Annotated in this window: 16 protein-coding genes; 5 read left to right on the top strand and 11 right to left on the bottom strand. The window is 62.9% G+C overall.

All coding sequences use genetic code 11. The annotated features are described in order from the left end of the window. Window positions 1-4: 4 nt before the first annotated feature. From ACTPOE_RS13505 to ACTPOE_RS13485, 5 genes are all read right to left on the bottom strand, one after another. Entirely contained in the window at window positions 5-1,606 is a 1,602-nt protein-coding gene (locus ACTPOE_RS13505) for a carboxyl transferase domain-containing protein (protein WP_458872639.1), read from the bottom strand. A 194-nt stretch (window positions 1,607-1,800) separates the two neighbouring features. After that, a complete protein-coding gene (locus ACTPOE_RS13500) occupies window positions 1,801-2,982 on the bottom strand; it encodes an acetyl-CoA C-acyltransferase (protein ID WP_458872638.1) in 1,182 nt (393 codons plus the stop codon). A gap of 15 nt (window positions 2,983-2,997) precedes the next feature. Then, the gene (gene aceK, locus ACTPOE_RS13495) at window positions 2,998-4,860 is read right to left on the bottom strand and encodes a bifunctional isocitrate dehydrogenase kinase/phosphatase (protein ID WP_458872637.1); all 1,863 of its coding nucleotides are present in this window, start codon (window positions 4,858-4,860) and stop codon (window positions 2,998-3,000) included. A gap of 8 nt (window positions 4,861-4,868) precedes the next feature. Further along, window positions 4,869-6,047, bottom strand: a complete 1,179-nt coding sequence (locus tag ACTPOE_RS13490; protein WP_458872636.1) for an isovaleryl-CoA dehydrogenase — start codon at window positions 6,045-6,047, stop codon at window positions 4,869-4,871. A gap of 16 nt (window positions 6,048-6,063) precedes the next feature. Beyond that, a complete protein-coding gene (locus ACTPOE_RS13485; RefSeq protein WP_458872635.1) occupies window positions 6,064-6,450 on the bottom strand; it encodes a MerR family transcriptional regulator in 387 nt (128 codons plus the stop codon). 250 nt (window positions 6,451-6,700) lie between these two features. On the opposite strand from ACTPOE_RS13485, the gene ACTPOE_RS13480 reads away from it, so the two are divergent. Both ACTPOE_RS13480 and ACTPOE_RS13475 read left to right on the top strand, forming a co-directional pair. Beyond that, window positions 6,701-7,777, top strand: a complete 1,077-nt coding sequence (locus tag ACTPOE_RS13480; RefSeq protein ID WP_458872634.1) for an MBL fold metallo-hydrolase — start codon at window positions 6,701-6,703, stop codon at window positions 7,775-7,777. 53 nt (window positions 7,778-7,830) lie between these two features. After that, a complete protein-coding gene (locus ACTPOE_RS13475; RefSeq protein ID WP_458872633.1) occupies window positions 7,831-9,048 on the top strand; it encodes a trans-sulfuration enzyme family protein in 1,218 nt (405 codons plus the stop codon). 40 nt (window positions 9,049-9,088) lie between these two features. Here the strand turns inward: ACTPOE_RS13475 and ACTPOE_RS13470 are convergent, their stop codons facing one another. Next, window positions 9,089-10,684, bottom strand: a complete 1,596-nt coding sequence (locus tag ACTPOE_RS13470) for an Eco57I restriction-modification methylase domain-containing protein (protein WP_458872632.1) — start codon at window positions 10,682-10,684, stop codon at window positions 9,089-9,091. 2 nt (window positions 10,685-10,686) lie between these two features. After that, window positions 10,687-11,364, bottom strand: a complete 678-nt coding sequence (locus tag ACTPOE_RS13465) for a XamI family restriction endonuclease (RefSeq protein ID WP_458872838.1) — start codon at window positions 11,362-11,364, stop codon at window positions 10,687-10,689. 59 nt (window positions 11,365-11,423) lie between these two features. Here ACTPOE_RS13465 and ACTPOE_RS13460 point away from each other — a divergent pair, with 59 nt between their 5' ends. Further along, entirely contained in the window at window positions 11,424-12,461 is a 1,038-nt protein-coding gene (locus tag ACTPOE_RS13460; RefSeq protein ID WP_458870376.1) for an IS630 family transposase, read from the top strand. Window positions 12,462-12,532: 71 nt separating this feature from the next. On the opposite strand, the gene ACTPOE_RS13455 is transcribed toward ACTPOE_RS13460, so the two are convergent. Continuing rightward, entirely contained in the window at window positions 12,533-14,236 is a 1,704-nt protein-coding gene (locus ACTPOE_RS13455; protein ID WP_458870344.1) for an IS1634 family transposase, read from the bottom strand. A 126-nt stretch (window positions 14,237-14,362) separates the two neighbouring features. Next, a complete protein-coding gene (locus tag ACTPOE_RS13450; protein ID WP_458872631.1) occupies window positions 14,363-14,686 on the bottom strand; it encodes a XamI family restriction endonuclease in 324 nt (107 codons plus the stop codon). Between the two features lie 209 nt (window positions 14,687-14,895). Here ACTPOE_RS13450 and ACTPOE_RS13445 point away from each other — a divergent pair, with 209 nt between their 5' ends. Beyond that, entirely contained in the window at window positions 14,896-15,420 is a 525-nt protein-coding gene (locus ACTPOE_RS13445) for a PLP-dependent transferase (protein ID WP_458872630.1), read from the top strand. 55 nt (window positions 15,421-15,475) lie between these two features. Here the strand turns inward: ACTPOE_RS13445 and ACTPOE_RS13440 are convergent, their stop codons facing one another. Next, window positions 15,476-16,339: a hypothetical protein gene (locus tag ACTPOE_RS13440; protein ID WP_458872629.1), complete on the bottom strand. Its 864-nt coding sequence runs from the start codon at window positions 16,337-16,339 to the stop codon at window positions 15,476-15,478. Window positions 16,340-16,421: 82 nt separating this feature from the next. Between ACTPOE_RS13440 and ACTPOE_RS13435 the strand changes: the two genes are divergently transcribed. Continuing rightward, on the top strand, window positions 16,422-17,459 hold the full coding sequence (locus ACTPOE_RS13435; protein ID WP_458870376.1) for an IS630 family transposase: 1,038 nt from the start codon (window positions 16,422-16,424) through the stop codon (window positions 17,457-17,459). Here ACTPOE_RS13435 and ACTPOE_RS13430 read toward each other — a convergent pair. After that, a complete protein-coding gene (locus ACTPOE_RS13430; RefSeq protein WP_458872628.1) occupies window positions 17,443-17,892 on the bottom strand; it encodes a hypothetical protein in 450 nt (149 codons plus the stop codon). The genes ACTPOE_RS13435 and ACTPOE_RS13430 overlap by 17 nt on opposite strands. Window positions 17,893-18,088 lie beyond the last annotated feature (196 nt).

The following is an 18,088-nucleotide window of genomic DNA, read 5'->3' as shown; positions in this document are numbered from 1 at the left end:
TTCCTTACATTCTGAACACGCCGAAGCGCGTGGCTTCGGCCGGAGCGTGACGGGCGGCGGCCAGGCCCAGGCCCAGCGCCCGCCGCGTGTCCGAAGGCGCGATGATGCCGTCGTCCCACAGCCGCGCGGTGGAATAGTAGGGATGGCCCTCGTGTTCGTACTGGGCGCGGATGGGCGCCTTGAAGGCTTCTTCCTCGTCGGCGGACCAGGCGCCGCCCTTGCGTTCGATGCTGTCGCGCCGCACGGTGGCCAGGACGCTGGCGGCCTGTTCGCCGCCCATGACCGAGATGCGCGCGTTGGGCCACAGGAACAGCAGGCGCGGGCCGAAGGCGCGGCCGCACATGCCGTAGTTGCCGGCGCCGAAGGAACCGCCGATCAGCACCGTGAATTTCGGCACCGAGGCGGTGGACACGGCCGTGACCATCTTCGCGCCGTGCCGGGCGATGCCCTCGTTCTCGTACTTGCGGCCCACCATGAAACCGCTGATGTTCTGCAGGAAGACCAGGGGAATGTCTCGCTGGCAGCACAGTTCGATGAAGTGCGTGCCTTTCTGCGCGGCCTCGGAAAACAGGATGCCGTTGTTGGCGATGATGCCCACCGGCATGCCGTAGATCCGCGCGAAGCCGGTGACCAGGGTCGTGCCGAAGCGCGCCTTGAATTCCTCGAAGTCGGAGCCGTCCACGATGCGGGCGATGACTTCGCGCACGTCGTAGGGCTTGCGCGTGTCCTGGGGGATGATGCCGTCCAGCTCGGCCGGATCGTGCAGGGGTTCGGTCCAGGGGCCGGCGTCGGGCGGGACCGGGCGGTTCAGCCGGGCCATCGCGTCGCGCGCCAGGCGCAGCGCATGGGTGTCGTTCTCGGCCAGGTGGTCGGCCACGCCCGACAGACGGGTGTGCACGTCGCCGCCGCCCAGGTCCTCGGCCGAGACTTCCTCGCCGGTGGCGGCCTTGACCAGGGGCGGGCCGCCCAGGAAGATCGTGCCCTGATTGCGCACGATGATGGACTCGTCGCTCATGGCGGGCACGTAGGCGCCCCCGGCGGTGCAGGAGCCCATCACCACGGCCAGCTGGGCGATGCCCATGGAGGACATGACGGCCTGATTGTAGAAGATGCGCCCGAAGTGGTCGCGGTCGGGAAAGACCTCGTCCTGGTTGGGCAGGTTGGCGCCGCCCGAGTCGACCAGGTAGATGCAGGGCAGGTGGTTCTGCTGGGCGATTTCCTGGGCGCGCAGGTGTTTCTTGACCGTCAGCGGATAGTAGGTGCCGCCTTTGACGGTGGCGTCGTTGCAGACGATCACGCATTCGGTGCCGCCCACCCGGCCGATGCCGGCGATCAGGCCGGCGCCGGGCGAGGCGTTGTCGTAGACGTCGAGCGCCGCCAGCGGCGACAGCTCCAGGAATGGCGTGCCGGGATCGAGCAGGCGTTCGACCCGTTCGCGCGGCAGCAGCTTGCCGCGCGCCAGGTGCCGGGCGCGGGCCGTTTCGCCGCCGCCTTGCGCCGTGCGGGCGATGCGCTCGCGCAGATCGTCGACCAGCGTCCGCATGACGCGGGCGTTGTCCTGGAATTCCTGGGATCGTGGGTTGATGCGGGACTCGATGACCGGCATGTCGGTTCCTGGAAGTAAAGAAAAATGGCCTGCATGCCGCTTCGATTCGATAGGCATGAAATGGTCCGCAGGGACCATTTCATGTCCGATCTCATCCACGTCGCGCCTTGGAAGGCGCTCCGATTCGTCAGGCACCGAGCAGTCCGCGGGGACTGCTCGGTGTCCGGACTCATCCCGCGGGGCTTGCGGAGGATTTACAGCATTTCGACGGCCAGGGCCACGGCTTCGCCGCCGCCGATGCACAGCGAGGCGATGCCGCGCTTGCCGCCGGTCTTGCGCAGGGCGCCGATCAGCGTGGTCAGCAGGCGCGCGCCGGAGGCGCCGATGGGGTGGCCCAGGGCCGTGGCGCCGCCGTGTACGTTGACGCGGTCGTGCGGGATCTTCAGGTCGGCCATGGCCGCCATGGTCACTACGGCGAAGGCTTCGTTGATCTCGTACAGATCGACGTCGCCAGCCTTCCAGCCGGCCTTGTCCAGCAGCTTCTGGATCGCGCCGACCGGGGCGGTGGTGAACCATTGCGGTTCCTGGGCATGCTGGGTATGGGCGACGATGCGCGCCAGGGGCGTGGCGCCCAGCGCCTGAGCCCTGGAGGCGCTCATCACCACCAGCGCCGAGGCGCCGTCGGAGATCGAGGATGCGTTGGCCGCCGTCACCGTGCCGTCCTTCTTGAAGGCGGGCTTGAGCGTCGGGATCTTGTCCGGCATGGCCTTGGCCGGGCCTTCGTCGGTGTCGATCACGGTGTCGCCCTTGCGGCCCTTGATCGTGACCGGGGCGATTTCCCACTTGAAGCTGCCGTCCTCGGTGGCCTGGCGCGCTCGGCGCAGCGATTCCAGCGAGAAGGCGTCCTGCTGCTCGCGCGTGAAACTGTATTTCGAGGCGCAGTCCTCGGCGAACACGCCCATGGCGGTGCCGCGCTGGTAGGCGTCTTCCAGGCCGTCCAGGGCCATGTGGTCGTAGACCGTGGAATGGCCGTAGCGGTAGCCCTGGCGGCCCTTGAGCAGCAGGTAGGGGGCGTTGCTCATGCTTTCCTGGCCGCCGGCCACCACCACGTCGGCGGAGCCGGCCTTGATGATGTCGTGGGCCAGCATCACGGCCTTCAGGCCGGAGCCGCAGACCTTGTGCAGGGTGCTGCAGGGCACGCCTTTCGGCAGGCCGGCGCCCAGGGCGGCCTGGCGGGCGGGCGCCTGGCCCTGGCCCGCCTGCAGCACGTTGCCCATGATGACTTCCTGGACGGTGTCGCCGGCGATGCCCGCGCGTTCGACGGCGGCCTTGATCGCGACGGCGCCCAGTTCGTGCGCGGCCAGGCCGGACAGGCTGCCCATCATGCCCCCCATGGGGGTGCGGACGGCGGATACGATGACGATGGATTCGGACATGGTGTTGCTCCTTTTTCAGGGGGAATCCCTTGTTTCGCTCCGGATCGGCCGCGAATGGCCGTCCGGCGGCTGCAGCCTGCGCGATTGGTCGTAGGGGAAGATGTCCTCGATGCGACCCTGGGCGGCGCGCGCGCGGCAGTCCTGCCACCATTGTGCATCCAAAAGCGGCGCGTGGTATTTCAGGAAGGCGGCGCGCACCCGGGGGTCGCCCAGCAGGAATCGCTCGAATTCTTCGGGGAATACATCGTTGGCGCCCACCGGGTACCAGGGTTCGCCGGACATCTCGGCTTCTTCGTTCGGGGCGGGCGGGATGCGGCGGAACTGCATTTCCGTCATGCGCTGGATCTCGTCGTAGTCGTAGAAGACCACGCGGCCCAGGCGGGTGACGCCGAAGTTCTTGTACAGCATGTCGCCGGGGAAGATGTTGGCGGCGGCCAGCTCGCGGATGGCCTGGCCGTATTGCTGCACGGCGGCCTCCAGGGCGGCGTCGGAGGCGCTGGTCAGGAAGATGTTCAGCGGCGTCATGCGACGTTCGATATAGACGTGGCGCAACACCACCAGGCCGTCGGTCTCTTCGAGCAGGCTGGGGACTTCGCGGCGCAGGCCTTCGAGCAGGCGCGGCGAGAACCGGCCGCGCGGCAGGGCGACCTGGGAATATTCCCAGGTGTCGGCCATACGTCCGACGCGGTCATGCTTCTTCACCATCTGGTATTTGCGCCGTACCGTGGCCTCGTCCATGCCGTCCTTGGCGATGCGGTCGCGGATCAGCTTGAACACGTAGGGATAGGACGGCAGCGTGAACACCGTCATGACCATCCCCTGGATCCCCGGCGCGTAGTCGAAGGCGTCCCGGGAGTGGGACAGATGGTGCAGGAAGTCGCGGTAGAACAGAGTCTTGCCCTGCTTCTGCAGGCCGATGGTGGTGTAGATCTCGGCCTTGGGCTTGCGCGGGAACAGTGACGACAGGAAATCGACGTAGGCCGCCGAGGCCTCCATGTCGACCAGGAAATAGGCGCGCGTGAAGCTGAACAGTGTGCTCAGATCGTCGCTGGTGTGCAGCAGGGCGTCGAACTGGATGTGGCCCGAGGGCGTGTGCAACAGCGCCACGGCGAACGGGTGGATGGCGGTCTGATTGATCAGGCGGCCGACGATGTAGGCACCCTTGTTGCGGAAGAACAGGGTGTTGAGCACCTGAATCTGGCAGTCGGGCGCCAGCCGCTTGCCCAGGCCGCGCGGCAGGGTGCGGCGCAGGCGGCGCAGGCCCATCCGTGCCATGCGCCGCACGTCCGCCGGCAGGTCGTGATAGGGCGCGGCCAGGCCGAAGTCGGCCGCCATGCGGGTCAGGCTGGGCAGCAGGCCCTCGGTCAATGGATAGTAGGCCCGGTAGGATGGGTGTTCGCCGTCGATGTAGTCGGTCGCCACTGCCGGGCGCACGAACAGGAAGTCGTTGTTGAAGTAGTTGCGGTGCAGGATGCGGCAGGACACCGAGTTGAAGAAGGTCTCCGCGCACTCGGGCTGGCGGTGGCCGGCCAGCAGCGCGATGTAGCTGGTCTTGGCAGCCTGCCAGAATTCGATCTGCTCGCCGGTCAGGGCCGTGTCCGGCGCGGTGTGGGCGCGGGTGGTGCCGCGCAGCGCCTGGCCCAGTGCCGCCGCGCATTCCCTCACCCGGATGTCGTAGTATTCGATGCGCTCGCGCGAGAGCTGCTGGATGCCGTGCCAGTCGCCCGATTCGAACAGAGCCTTGGCCCGCTGCGCGCTGTAGCGGAACAGCGAATAGTGGCGATCGAACCCGGCCAGGATCATGCGCGCCACGGTCTCGGGGGACTGGCCCCGGGGCGTGACGGGTTCGATGCGGCGGTGGTCGCCGGTGTCGTCCATGGCGCGGCTCAGGCGGTCTCGCCGAAGATCTCGCGGCCGATCAGCATGCGGCGGATCTCGCTGGTGCCGGCGCCGATCTCGTAGAGTTTGGCGTCGCGCCACAGGCGGCCGGTGGGGTAGTCGTTGATGTAGCCGTTGCCGCCCAGGATCTGGATGCCCTCGCCGGCCATCCAGGTGGCCTTCTCGGCGCAGTACAGGATGACGCCGGCGCAGTCCTTGCGCACTTGGCGCGCGTGGCCGGCGCCCAGGCCGTCCAGGTTCTTGCCGACCGTGTAGCAGTAGGCGCGGCAGGCCTGCAGAGTAGTGTAGAGGTCGGCCAGCTTGCCTTGGATCAGCTGGAATTCGCCGATGGACTGGCCGAACTGCTTGCGCTCGTGCACGTAGGGCACGACCACGTCCATGACCGACTGCATGATGCCCAGGGGTCCGGCCGCCAGCACGGCGCGCTCGTAGTCCAGGCCGCTCATCAGGACCTTGACCCCGCCGTCGACCTCGCCCAGCACGTTCCCGGCCGGGACCTCGCAGTCCTGGAACACCAGCTCGCCGGTGTGCGAGCCGCGCATGCCCAGCTTGTCGAGTTTCTGCGCCACGGAGAAGCCGGGGAAGGTCTTTTCGACGATGAAGGCGGTGATGCCGCGCTGATGGGCCTCGGGATTGGTCTTGGCGTAGACCACCAGGGTGTCGGCGTCCGGCCCGTTGGTGATCCACATCTTGGTGCCGTTGAGCACGTAGCGGTCGCCGCGTTTCTCGGCGCGCAGCCGCATGCTGACGACGTCCGAGCCGGCGCCGGGCTCGCTCATGGCCAGGGCGCCGATCCGCTCGCCCGAGATCAGTCCGGGCAGATACTTCTGCTTCTGGGCTTCGGTGCCGTTGCGGTGGATCTGGTTGACGCACAGATTGGAGTGCGCGCCGTAGGACAGGGCGATGGACGCGCTGGCGCGCGAGATTTCCTCCATCGCGATCATGTGCGCCAGGTAGCCCAGGTTGGCGCCCCCATAGGTTTCCGCCACGGTGACGCCCAGCAGGCCCAGGTCGCCGAACTTGCGCCACAGGTCCATGGGGAACTGGTCGTCGCGGTCGGCCGCCGCCGCGCGCGGGGCGATCTCGGCTTGGGCGAAGTCGCGGACCGCCTCGCGCAGCATGTCGAGGTCGGAGCCGAGGTCGAAGTTCAGGCCGGGCAGATTCATGGGGAGGTCTCCTTTTCTAGGAATGACGGGCCAGCAGCAGCGCCTCGCAATCGGCCTGCTGGCGGCGGATTTCTTTCAGGGTCTCGTCCAGGTCGCGCCGCTGCTGTTCCAGTTTTGCGCGATGGTTGGCGAGGACCTCGGCGTACTGCCGCAGTTGCGCGTCGCTGCTGGCGCCGCCGCGGTCGTACAGGTCGATCAGGGTGACGATTTCGGAAAGCTGCAGCCCCAGGCGCCGCCCGCGCAGGGCGAGTTTGAGCCGTGTGCGGTCACGCGGAGCGTAGACGCGGTTGCGGCCTTCGCGCGCCGGGCTGACGATGCCGCGATCCTCGTAGAAACGGATCGTGCGCGGCGTGACGCCGAATTCGCGGGCAAGCTCGGAAATCGTCCAGGTGGCTTGGCTCATGAGGGCGGGTGGTGAAACGGGGGGACGGAATCAGCGTTCATTATGAATGACGTTTACGTCAACGTAAAGCAGAAACTCTGACATAATGCATAGGGGATCTCCGAACAAGTTCTCGCGCCGCGTGCATCTGCGGATTCGGGCTATCGCCGCAGTTCGCGCCCTGCATCCCATCCCGATTCGCGGCGCCCGCTTTCCGCTCGACTTGTTCAGACATCCCCGGAGAAAACCCGAATCTTCAAGGAGACACGGCATGAATCCGCTGGAAAACGAACTGGACTATCCCTGGGGCGACGCCCTGCCCGAACCCGGTCGCGCGCGAGCTGTAGCCGACGACGTGCGCTGGATCCGCATGCCGCTGCCCTTCGCGCTGGACCACATCAACCTGTGGCTGCTGCGCGATCGCATCGACGGCCGCGAGGGCTGGACGGTGGTTGATTGCGGCATCGACCGGACCGAGGTCCGCGATTGCTGGGAAACCGTGTTCGAGCAGGCGCTGGACGGCCTGCCGGTGCTGCGCGTGCTGGTCACGCACATGCATCCGGACCACGTCGGCCTGGCCCACTGGCTGTGCGCGCGCTGGCAGGCGCCGCTGTGGATGTCCATGACGGACTACGTGCTGGCGCGCTCGTGGTCGGGAACCTCGGTGCCCGATTCCTCGGTCGAGGGCAGCGGTCCGGCCGGCGGCGCGGCGGTGCGGCACTTCGCCCGCCACGGCCTGGTCGATCCGCAGGCGCAGGACATGATCCGCGCCCGCCACGACTACTACACCCGCCTGGTGCCCGACATGCCGCCCCGCTTCCACCGCCTGATGCATGGCCAGGAAGTGTCCATCGGCGGGCGCGGCTGGCGGGTCATCGTCGGCTACGGCCACGCGCCCGAGCACGTTTCGCTGTGGTGTCCGGACCTGGGCGCGCTGATCTCGGGCGACATGGTGCTGCCGCGCATTTCCACCAATGTCAGCGTGTTCGATCTGGAGCCCGAGGCCGACCCCCTGCGCTTGTACCTGGATTCGCTGTCCTCCTACGACGGTCTGCCGGAGGATACCCTGGTGCTGCCGTCCCACGGCAGGCCCTTCCGGGGCCTGCGCCGGCGCATCGCCCAGCAGCGCGCGCATCACGCCGAGCGCTTGGCCGAGGTCCTGGCGGTCTGTGACCAGCCGCGCAGCGCCCACGATCTGCTGCCCGTGCTGTTCCGCCGCAAGCTCGACCTGCACCAGCTGTCCTTCGCCATGGGCGAGTCCATCGCCCACCTGCACGCCCTATACTTCCAGGGATCCCTGCGGCGCCTCCTCGGCGAGGACGGGGTGTACCGTTTCCAGAAAAACTAGGACGCTTTCCGCCTTGAAGCGGCCGGGAAATACAGAACACGGATTCCGACATCATGACCACCCACGACTCCGACCGCACCGACACCCTGCTGCAGCACATCGGCCAGGCGCCCCTGGACCCCGTCACCGGCTCGGGGCCGGTGGCCCTGCCCTCGTACCGCACCAGCACGGTGCGCTTCGCCTCCATGGACGTGCTGGATCGCGCCCAGGCGGCCAAGCAGCGCGGCGAGCGCGTGCCCACCTACGGCCGGGTCGGCCTGCAGACCCACGAGGCCCTGGAAACGCTGCTGTGCCGCCTGGAAGGCGGGGAACGGGCGTTCCTGGCGCCGTCCGGCATGGCGGCCATCAGCATGACGCTGATGGCCCTGCTGGGCCAGGGCGACCACGCCCTGGTCGTGGATTGCGTGTACGGTCCGGTGCGCTACTTCCACAAGACCGTGCTGTCGCGCATGGGCGTGGCCATGGACTTCGTGCGCGGCGATCTCGCCAGCCTGCAAGCCGCCCTGCGCCCGGAAACCCGGGTGCTGTACCTGGAGTCCCCGGGCTCGCTGCTGATGGAAATGCTGGACATGCCCGCCTTGTCGCGCTGGGCGCGCGAGCGCGGCCTGACCGTGGTGGCGGACAATACCTGGGGCTCGGGCGCCATCTACCGGCCCCTGGCGCTGGGGGCCGATGTGTCGGTGATCGCGGCCACCAAGTACGTCGGCGGGCATTCGGACCTGATGCTGGGCGCGGCCGTGGCGCGCGACCCCGCGCTCGTCGGCAAGCTGCACGAAACCCATTACGCCCTGGGCAGCACCGTCAGCGCCGACGACGCCTGGCTGGCGCTGCGCGGGGCGCGCACCCTGGGGGTGCGCCTGCGCGCCTGCGCGGAACACGCGATGGAGGTCTGTCGCTGGCTGGATGCCCAGCCCCGGGTGTCGCGGATCTTCTTCCCCGCCTGGCCGGACGACGCGGGCCACGCGCTGTGGCGGCGCGATGCGACGGGGTCCAACGGCCTGCTGTCCGTGGCCGTGGATTTCGACGAGGCCCAGGTGCGCCGCCTGATCGACGGCCTGCGGCTGTTCGGGATCGGCTATTCCTGGGGCGGCTACGAAAGCCTGGTCACGCAGGTCGAACCCTCCGCCCTGGCCGCGCACGGCTACTGGGCGTCGGTGGCCGACGCCCGCATGCGCCAGGGTACGGTGCTGCGTCTGCACATCGGCCTGGAGGATCCGGCCGACCTGATCGCGGATCTGGCGCAGGCGTTCGCGGCGGCGTCGCGCGGTTAGGTGTTCGCCAAGCAGCGGGATGGGACTTCGGCGGATGGTACTAAAGCGCTGCCGTCATTGCCTCGAATGCCAGTTGCCTGTCAGGGCGCTTCCCGGTGAGGCCAACCAAGGCTGCAAGGTCATTGGCTGGCACGTTGGACAGTTCCCGGGGTTCAAGTTTATGCATCCCTCCGCCATACACACGGCCATTATCCAGCAGGACGGTGCCGTCGATGGCGTTGAGCGCATGCCATAGCGTGCGCAGCGCGGCAGGGTCGGCCCGGAGCTTGTCGGTCAGCAAGGGGGACGGATAAAGCATGAGATAAACATTCGTCGCTGTCGCCTGGCTATGATTCAGCAGGAAACGGAAAGGTTTGCCGTCGTGATCGCTGCGACCGATGTAGGTACAGACTATGGGCGCCGCAGGGCGGCGCTCCTGGGCGTACCAGTAGCGCCGTGAACGGCATAGATAGCGTTGCGCGACTTGTTCGCGCCCGGTTTGAAGATAAGCCCAGAGCGACGGATATTCGTGCTGGACTTCATGCTCCGGCAAGGTGCAGTCGAGCAGGAACAGGCGCTTCTCGAGCAGCGGAACCCCATGCTTGTCAGCCGTGATTTCATTGTCCTTCACATACCGGGTGCTTGGCAGGATCGGACGCAAGAACTGTGACGGAATATCAAGCGCGGCGGCGCGGTCTTCATCCAAGATGAAGAAATTGTTGTCTCCCGTGGCGAGCCCTCGCTTGATGGAAAACAAGTCGCCGAGTCGGTAGCCTTCGTGCGTGGATTCGGCGCTCCGTTTGGGAAACCTGGACCATTTGCTCGCGCGTTCCAGTTCGCCTGCATCCACTTTCCTGATCAGTGCGGGTTGTCGTAGTGTGCCGCCAAAGGAAAATGTGATCTGGTGGCCAACGGGTGGCTGCTGTTTCTTGAACCAGACGACAGCGGAGGACACCAGAGCATCGTCGAATTGCACGTCGTTGGGGTCAAATCGATGGATATGCAATAGCGTGACGTCTCGCAGCAAATATGTCTTGAGCGCCTTGCCGTAGTTCACGTCCATGAATTCGCTGGGAATGAGCCATCCGGCGACTCCGCCCTCGCTCATCCATCCGTGCGACAACGCCAGGAAATAGCAATAAAGTCCTGACAGCCCGGAGGCTTCGATGTGGGCGGCGGCTCGTGCGCTGCTTTGCAGGCGGCGTTTGTCGGCGCCGTCGATATGATGGTGTCGCACATAGGGAGGGTTGCAGATGAGCAGGTTGGATTTTTCCTCATCGTGCGGTGGCGGGTTTTGTCGCGTGAAGTCCGCGAGTGTGATGTCGAGAGGTGTTTCCCTCCAGAATTCCTGGGCGGGTTCGCCGTAGTGAGGGTCAATCTCGAAGCCGCGCGCCCAGGCCACAGGACGCTGACCATGGGTTGCTCGCAAGGCCGAATAGAATGAGCCTGTGCCGATCGCCGGGTCGAGAAAGCGAATGGCCTTGTTTCTGGGCAGCAGGCTCAGGCCGTAGGCGAGTATTTCGCGGGCAAGGCGAGTGGGGGTGGCGAATTGGCCAAATTTATTCCGTTCGGCCTGAGTCTTGCGGCCGTCAAGTTCTGTTTGGAGAGTCAGGCGCCACGCCTCCATGAGGTCGATTGTCTCGGTCTTTCGAGTCATGGTCATATCCCGAACAATGACAGGTCATCGATGCGGTGTTCCCATACCCAGTCGATGCCTTCCGCGGCCTCGTAGCCCAGATAGCCACTATCGAAATATCCACACAGGAATAGGTTGAAGCGCACATCGAGGCCGTAGGTATGGCGAAGCTGGGCCATCTTGATCGCTTCTTCCTTGCGCCGCTTGTTGGTGTTGGTGAAGTCGCCTGCGGATTTTGCCTCGAAGAACAACGGCAGATCCCCGTGCTTTGCCGTCTTCGGCATGATGATGGCATCGACAGGAATATTGATGGATTGCGTTCCATTCGCTTGCTGGATCGGTACATTCATCCGGAAGCTGAATGTGCCGGGCCGCATGGAGTCGAACCTGACTTCGTGGCCGGCATGGGTTTGTCGGTAGCCACGCTGCTCCAGATAGGTTTGAATCGTTGTGAGTTGCCGTTGTTCCTGTGCGTTGCGGATGATCGGATTCGCTACGGCACCGCATAGCCTGTCGGCAACAACGGTCGCGGCGCGGTGAATCTCCATTCCGGTCGCGGGCTCTTCACGCTGGAGCCAGACGAAAATATCCGGATCCGCCAGACGTTTGATCACTGCAGCCAGCTTTTCCAGTTCCTGATCTGCTTCCACGTCGGGCATGCGTATGGGCAGCCGCTGCTCTTTCTCCCCCGAGTTCGACAGTTATAGATCAGGCCCATAAATAGATTGAAATTCTGTCGATCTGATGCGATGCTTTGCGGATGGAAAAAGATGATGCAAGAAAGCTCAGTCCGGCCGAGCAGCATGAGAGGCGTCGGCAGGTGATTCGTGCGTACAAACGCGGACGAAGCAAACCTCAGATCGCCGTTGACGTTGGGCTGAGTCACACGGCGGTGAGCAAGGTGATCGCACGCTATGAGGCGGGGGGGATGCTGTCGCTGGCACCCCGTCGGCGTGGCCGTCGCCGTGGCGAGGATCGCGCACTGACCGCCGAGCAGGAACAGACGGTGTGCCGCATCATCTGCGACAAACGCCCCGAGCAGCTGAAGATGGACTTTGCGCTGTGGAGCCGTGCGGCGGTTATGCAGCTGATCGAGCGCGAGTGTGGTGTGACGCTGCATGTGCGCTCGGTGGGCAAGTATCTGGCCCGCTGGGGCTTCACCCCGCAGAAGCCGATCAAGCGTGCTTACGAGCAATCGCCCGCCGCGGTGCAAACCTGGTTGGAGGACACGTATCCGGCCATCGCCGAACGTGCCAAGGCCGAGGGCGGCGAGGTCCACTGGGGTGACGAGACGGCGCTGGTGAACACCGACGTGCGCGGTCGCAGCTATGCGCCCAAGGGCAAGACTCCGGTGGCGATGGCCATTGGCGGGACGCGGCAGAAGCTGTCGATGATCGCCAGCGTCACCAACCAGGGCAAGGCACGCTGGATGATCATTGATGGCGCGTTCAATCACGAAAAGTTGATCGAGTTCTTCGAGTCGCTGGTCCAGGATGCCGGGCGCAAGGTGTTTCTGATCCTGGACAACCTGGGCGTGCATCACTGCAAGCCGGTGAAGGCGTGGTTGGCCGCACACTCCGATCAGATGGAAGTGTTCTATCTGCCCAGTTACAGCCCCGAACTCAATCCCGAAGAACGCTTGAATGCCGATCTCAAACACGTCATCGGGCGCAAGGTTCCGATACGCACGAAGGCCAAACTACGCGCCGCTGCAGAAGAGCACATGCAAGTCGTCGCCAGCGAGCCGGCACGTGTCAAAGCCTACTTCCAAGACTTCCACGTCAAATACGCTGCGTAAAACTGTTTGAGGGCCGGATCAATAGAACCGCAACTCATTGATTTATAAAGAAGCGCCTTAAAAACGCTCCATTACAGATTAACGAAGGCCTCAGTTGCTGTGAGCTTTCCAACCTGCAGGCTCTTCAGGATGGCCGCCTGTTCGGCATCGATCGTCGAGATGCCCGTGATGGATTTGCCGCCCGGCAGCACGACCCGGTGGGTCTGGATGCGACGCAGAATCGACAAGGCGCGCTCGGGCGAGACCACGTCGGCCACGGGCTGTTCGCGCAGCCGCATGCGTATGACCCGTTGCAACACCAAGGCAATAAAGCAGATCATGGCGTGTGCCCGGATGCGATCGGGGCGTCGGTGGTAGACGGGTCCGATCTCAATTTCGGACTTGAGCACCTTGAAGCCCCGCTCGATGTCGGCCAGGGATTTGTAGCGGCTAATCACATCGGCTGGCGCCAGATCGCAGACGTTGGTGATCAGTAGCAGCTTGCCATCCATGGCGCGTGCCAGGGCCAGCGCCTTTTCATTGACCTGGTAGGTGAAGAGCTCACTTTTAAGGTCTACCCGGATGATGCGTGCGAGATGCGCTTCGCAGACCGCGTGATAGAACCGGGCGCGCGCGCCACCATCGGAGAGCTTGCGGCCTTTGCCGCGTACCCCAGCATCCTGGGCGTCCAGTTTGCCGACCCACTGGGCGGCCTGGGCTTCGAGCGCTGCAATTTTCTGATCGCGCTGGGCCGTTTGTTCGGCAGCCCGGTACCGATCATGGGCAACAACCAACCGCAGCCCTTGCCACGCCTGTTCGCCCACGATCTCGGGGCTGTCGCTCTCGATAGCCGCTTGGTTGATCGGTTCGAGCAGCTCGGCAAACTCGTTGTACCGTCGGCCGGGGACCGCCAGAATGAATTCCAACGGCTGGCCATTGGGCAGGCGCATGGCTTGCAAGTCTGCGAGGTTGTCAATCGACAGCAGCCCTCGATCGGCGACGGCGATTACCCGGCGCACCGGGAAGCGATCCATGACCTTTTGCAGCGAGGCCTTCAGCGTCCCCACTTCGGCCGTATTGCCTTCAAAGATCTCGTGATAGAGCGGGATGCCTTCAGCGGTTTGCACCAGCCCCAGCATGAACTGACGGGCAATGATGCCTTCCTTGGACTTGCCAAACTGGCGAATGTCATCCGTTTGCTCAGAGAGCCCTTCGGCACGAATCGTGGTCATGTCGTAGAAGACCACCGACAATTCTTCACTTACCAAGGGTTTGACGGCTGCGACCAGCGCCTGATCGATGACGGCCTGGTGCTCCACCATCGCGTCCATGGTGCGCAGCAATTGCTGGTGCTCAACCGATGCCAGATCGGTATCGGGAAAGCTGACGGTCTGTAGCCAGCGCAGGGTCCCAAGCTTTGAATCGGCATCGCTCAGGCGATTAAAGACCATGACGCGCAGTAGCGCCTCCAGGTCGATTTTGTGGCGGGTGCGCTGGCGCAGCACCTGACGCAGGCGATCCAGGCCCAGCTGCTTCCAGATCTGAGTCAGTGCCCAAAGGTCCCCGATGGCTCGTGAAGAATCGAAGCGGGCGGTGCCATCATCAAGCGCTGGTGAAGGCTCTATGCCCAGGATGCGCGCCAGGCCTTCGTGCAGGGACTTGATGGAATCACCCATCTGGTCCAAACGGCCAAGTGTCGCCACAGTGCGCTGCTTGGGGCACCCAGCGTCGTCGCGGTAGGCCTCCACGAGCTGCACATAGCGGCGGGGGCCTGACTTGGTGACTTTGATAAACATGCCATTACTATAATCACATATACACAGTATAGTCAATGCGCAATTATGATAACGTGCCATTACAAAATTATCGTTGTAATTCTGTGAAAGCCGCGTCGTTACTGCGTTTCGATCAAAAAGCAGGGGTCAAACTGTCGAACTCAGGTTCTCCATGCATTGGACAAGATGCGGCGATACGCCGGATAAACCGATGAGCCGGTCTACAGCAAGTGGTGGGCACATCGACATTCTCAGGGTCGGGAGAACCCCCGGATGTTGGCGCAGCAAAGCTGGCTGTACGTTGGTCAGGTTGGCGGCAGCGCAAAGCGCGGCCTTCACGCTCTGAGTGGTCTGGATTCGTGTGTCACGAAAGGCGGCCGGCGCAAAGTCCATGAACCAGCGGTTGTACATGTCGACCGACGCCGCCACGTCAGTCTTCCACAGGTGCGGCTTGTCAAGGTTGACGGGCATTTTTCGGGTCGTCCGAGTTCGTTCCAAGTGCCCCTGAGCGGGGCACCCTATCAAACCCGATTGTACCGGCGAGCCCATTTCGACTCCATGAGGAACCGGACAAAATGGTCGGGGCGAGGCGCCTTGCTTCGTTTCAGCCAATGTCCACGTGGTAGAACCAGGTCAGCTCGTCGGCGCGGACGGGCCTGCATGCCGAAGGAATTGAATGTGTGGGTGCAGGCCTGGTGGACCAGCCCCTGGACGGCGGCTTATTCGATGGTGCCCTTTGGCCTGGGTCAATCCCTGTCCTGCACGTGGATGGCCTGAAGACCTGTGCGCGCGGTTCTCTATCGGCCCTTGGTACGCTGGGGGCCGACGTGTCGGTGATCGCGGCCACCAAGTACATCGGCGGGCATTCGGACCTGATGCTGGGCGCGGCCGTGGCGGTGCGCTGTGGCGGCGCGATGCGACGGGGACGCAACGGCCTGCTGTCCGTGGCCGTGGATTTCGACGAGGCCCAGGTGCGCCGTCTGATCGACGGCCTGCGGCTGTTCGGGATCGGCTACTCCTGGGGCGGCTACGAAAGCCTGGTCACGCAGGTCGAACCCTCCGCCCTGGCCTCGCACGGCTACTGGGCGCAGATCGCCGACGAGCGCATGCGCAAGGGTACGGTGCTGCGTCTGCACATCGGCCTGGAGGACCCGGCCGACCTGATCGCGGATCTGGCGCAGGCGTTCGCGGCGGCGGGTCGTTAGCCGCTTTCAGGGGCGTTCATTCCGCTTGGCTCGCACCACGGCTTCCCTGGGGCCGCTAAGCCAGATTATTCGGATCGGCCTGGAATGGCTGAGAGGGGACCAATGTCAGCTTGTTTCGGGTTGTTATTGACCCATTGTTCGCCTCTTCCCCTATCGTCAAAGTCCCATCATGTCTGCTGTAAATTTGATTAAGCAGTGGATCGACTTGGCTTTTGCGATCAAGGTATGGTTCATATGTCTTCGTTCGGTAGTCGTCGAAGCATGAACTCAAAGTTCCTAATCGTGTGCTTGCAAAGTCGGCCGCGTCGCAGTCCTCATTCTTAAAGCTTAGGGGGTGATGAATATTCGTCATATAATAAATTAGAGGATGGAGCATGCGAAACTCAGTATCTCCTGTCAGCTCGCTTGTAGCATAGCCAATTGCGTGGAATTGTGTGTCGCAGTCAAAATTTCCGGCATTCAAAAACTTTAACGTATTTATATCATCATCTTTATCTGTATTGCAGGGTTGCCACAATACGGGGTTGGATGTGACATTTTCTTTTGGTCTATAAACTGCATAAATTTTCTGAGCCATTTCATTGGCCATGGCTTGACGAAACCGTCCTGGATCCTCGGCCGATCTGGCGGTTTTAGAAGCGGCAAACAGCATCTGATAGAATAGTTGCTTTTCATCCTCTTGCATCGTGGATGCTATGGTTCCCAGCGTAGTCGGAGTTATCTCTTCGGGAGGTTTGGCAGTACCAGTTGGATCAAAACAAGACATGCTAAATTCCGCGAAAACAGGTATGTGTGCCCTTGTATCATCCTTGCCTTTATAGAGAAAAAGAACATCTCGCAAATCGATCTGGCTGATTTCTTTTTCATTAAAAGAAATCAAGAGCATGCCTTTGTCATCGATCGCTTTGGAGAATTTCAAACCGGATTTTTCCTCAAGGACTCTTATAGATCAGGCCCATAAATAGATTGAAATTCTGTCGATCTGATGCGATGCTTTGCGGATGGAAAAAGATGATGCAAGAAAGCTCAGTCCGGCCGAGCAGCATGAGAGGCGTCGGCAGGTGATTCGTGCGTACAAACGCGGACGAAGCAAACCTCAGATCGCCGTTGACGTTGGGCTGAGTCACACGGCGGTGAGCAAGGTGATCGCACGCTATGAGGCGGGGGGGATGCTGTCGCTGGCACCCCGTCGGCGTGGCCGTCGCCGTGGCGAGGATCGCGCACTGACCGCCGAGCAGGAACAGACGGTGTGCCGCATCATCTGCGACAAACGCCCCGAGCAGCTGAAGATGGACTTTGCGCTGTGGAGCCGTGCGGCGGTTATGCAGCTGATCGAGCGCGAGTGTGGTGTGACGCTGCATGTGCGCTCGGTGGGCAAGTATCTGGCCCGCTGGGGCTTCACCCCGCAGAAGCCGATCAAGCGTGCTTACGAGCAATCGCCCGCCGCGGTGCAAACCTGGTTGGAGGACACGTATCCGGCCATCGCCGAACGTGCCAAGGCCGAGGGCGGCGAGGTCCACTGGGGTGACGAGACGGCGCTGGTGAACACCGACGTGCGCGGTCGCAGCTATGCGCCCAAGGGCAAGACTCCGGTGGCGATGGCCATTGGCGGGACGCGGCAGAAGCTGTCGATGATCGCCAGCGTCACCAACCAGGGCAAGGCACGCTGGATGATCATTGATGGCGCGTTCAATCACGAAAAGTTGATCGAGTTCTTCGAGTCGCTGGTCCAGGATGCCGGGCGCAAGGTGTTTCTGATCCTGGACAACCTGGGCGTGCATCACTGCAAGCCGGTGAAGGCGTGGTTGGCCGCACACTCCGATCAGATGGAAGTGTTCTATCTGCCCAGTTACAGCCCCGAACTCAATCCCGAAGAACGCTTGAATGCCGATCTCAAACACGTCATCGGGCGCAAGGTTCCGATACGCACGAAGGCCAAACTACGCGCCGCTGCAGAAGAGCACATGCAAGTCGTCGCCAGCGAGCCGGCACGTGTCAAAGCCTACTTCCAAGACTTCCACGTCAAATACGCTGCGTAAAACTGTTTGAGGGCCGGATCAATAGTGTCTCTATCTGATGTTCGGCTGGCATCCCGGACAGGATGTCGCGGATGTCGCTGATGTTTTGGACTCCAGCGAGAACGTCGAGCAATTCAGACTCGCCGATCAATTCTTCGTCAATATGAAAAGAAATGATCCCATCGGCATCGATCGTCTTGGTGAATCTGGATTTATCTGTTTCGTGGGCACAAGATTTCAATAAATTAAAAGCCTCTATCCGCTGTTTTGGTTCGCCATACACGGCATCATATAAAGCATTCAATGCGGTTTGTTTTTTTTCACTTCTGAACAGATCTATGAACTTATCCCATAAGCTCATATGCGTTGCTTGTTTCCTGTTCCCCACTTTTAAGCTGTCTATGTACGAACTGCTTATTGTGTGAGTCTGGAAATAATTCGAGGTGATGGACATTCTATGACTCCCGGCGAAGGAGCTCCCGGCGAAGGAGCCTGACAAGCGGTCAGTATCGTTTGGGGCGCGAAAGTTCCATCCCGGCGCCCGAGTGGAGCCGGAAACAGCCCGCTCAGCCGCGGAGGCTCCGCGAGCTTCGCGGTTCCATCACGGCGACCTTCTTGGCCGCGGCCTGGAGAATCGGGGCGGCTGCGAG

The sequence above is a fragment of the Castellaniella sp. WN genome (assembly GCF_054457555.1).
Note: the sequence above shows the minus strand (reverse complement) of the source record. Positions and strands in the feature narration are given on the sequence as shown.

Excerpts from the sequence above, each read along its gene's own strand:
- ACTPOE_RS13505 (WP_458872639.1), bottom strand. The coding sequence starts at position 1,606 with ATGCCGGTCATCGAGTCCCGCATCAACCCACGATCCCAGGAATTCCAG.
- ACTPOE_RS13500 (WP_458872638.1), bottom strand. The coding sequence starts at position 2,982 with ATGTCCGAATCCATCGTCATCGTATCCGCCGTCCGCACCCCCATGGGG.
- aceK (WP_458872637.1), bottom strand. The coding sequence starts at position 4,860 with ATGGACGACACCGGCGACCACCGCCGCATCGAACCCGTCACGCCCCGG.
- ACTPOE_RS13490 (WP_458872636.1), bottom strand. The coding sequence starts at position 6,047 with ATGAATCTGCCCGGCCTGAACTTCGACCTCGGCTCCGACCTCGACATG.
- ACTPOE_RS13485 (WP_458872635.1), bottom strand. The coding sequence starts at position 6,450 with ATGAGCCAAGCCACCTGGACGATTTCCGAGCTTGCCCGCGAATTCGGC.
- ACTPOE_RS13480 (WP_458872634.1), top strand. The coding sequence starts at position 6,701 with ATGAATCCGCTGGAAAACGAACTGGACTATCCCTGGGGCGACGCCCTG.
- ACTPOE_RS13475 (WP_458872633.1), top strand. The coding sequence starts at position 7,831 with ATGACCACCCACGACTCCGACCGCACCGACACCCTGCTGCAGCACATC.
- ACTPOE_RS13470 (WP_458872632.1), bottom strand. The coding sequence starts at position 10,684 with ATGACTCGAAAGACCGAGACAATCGACCTCATGGAGGCGTGGCGCCTG.
- ACTPOE_RS13460 (WP_458870376.1), top strand. The coding sequence starts at position 11,424 with ATGGAAAAAGATGATGCAAGAAAGCTCAGTCCGGCCGAGCAGCATGAG.
- ACTPOE_RS13455 (WP_458870344.1), bottom strand. The coding sequence starts at position 14,236 with ATGTTTATCAAAGTCACCAAGTCAGGCCCCCGCCGCTATGTGCAGCTC.
- ACTPOE_RS13450 (WP_458872631.1), bottom strand. The coding sequence starts at position 14,686 with ATGCCCGTCAACCTTGACAAGCCGCACCTGTGGAAGACTGACGTGGCG.
- ACTPOE_RS13435 (WP_458870376.1), top strand. The coding sequence starts at position 16,422 with ATGGAAAAAGATGATGCAAGAAAGCTCAGTCCGGCCGAGCAGCATGAG.
- ACTPOE_RS13430 (WP_458872628.1), bottom strand. The coding sequence starts at position 17,892 with ATGTCCATCACCTCGAATTATTTCCAGACTCACACAATAAGCAGTTCG.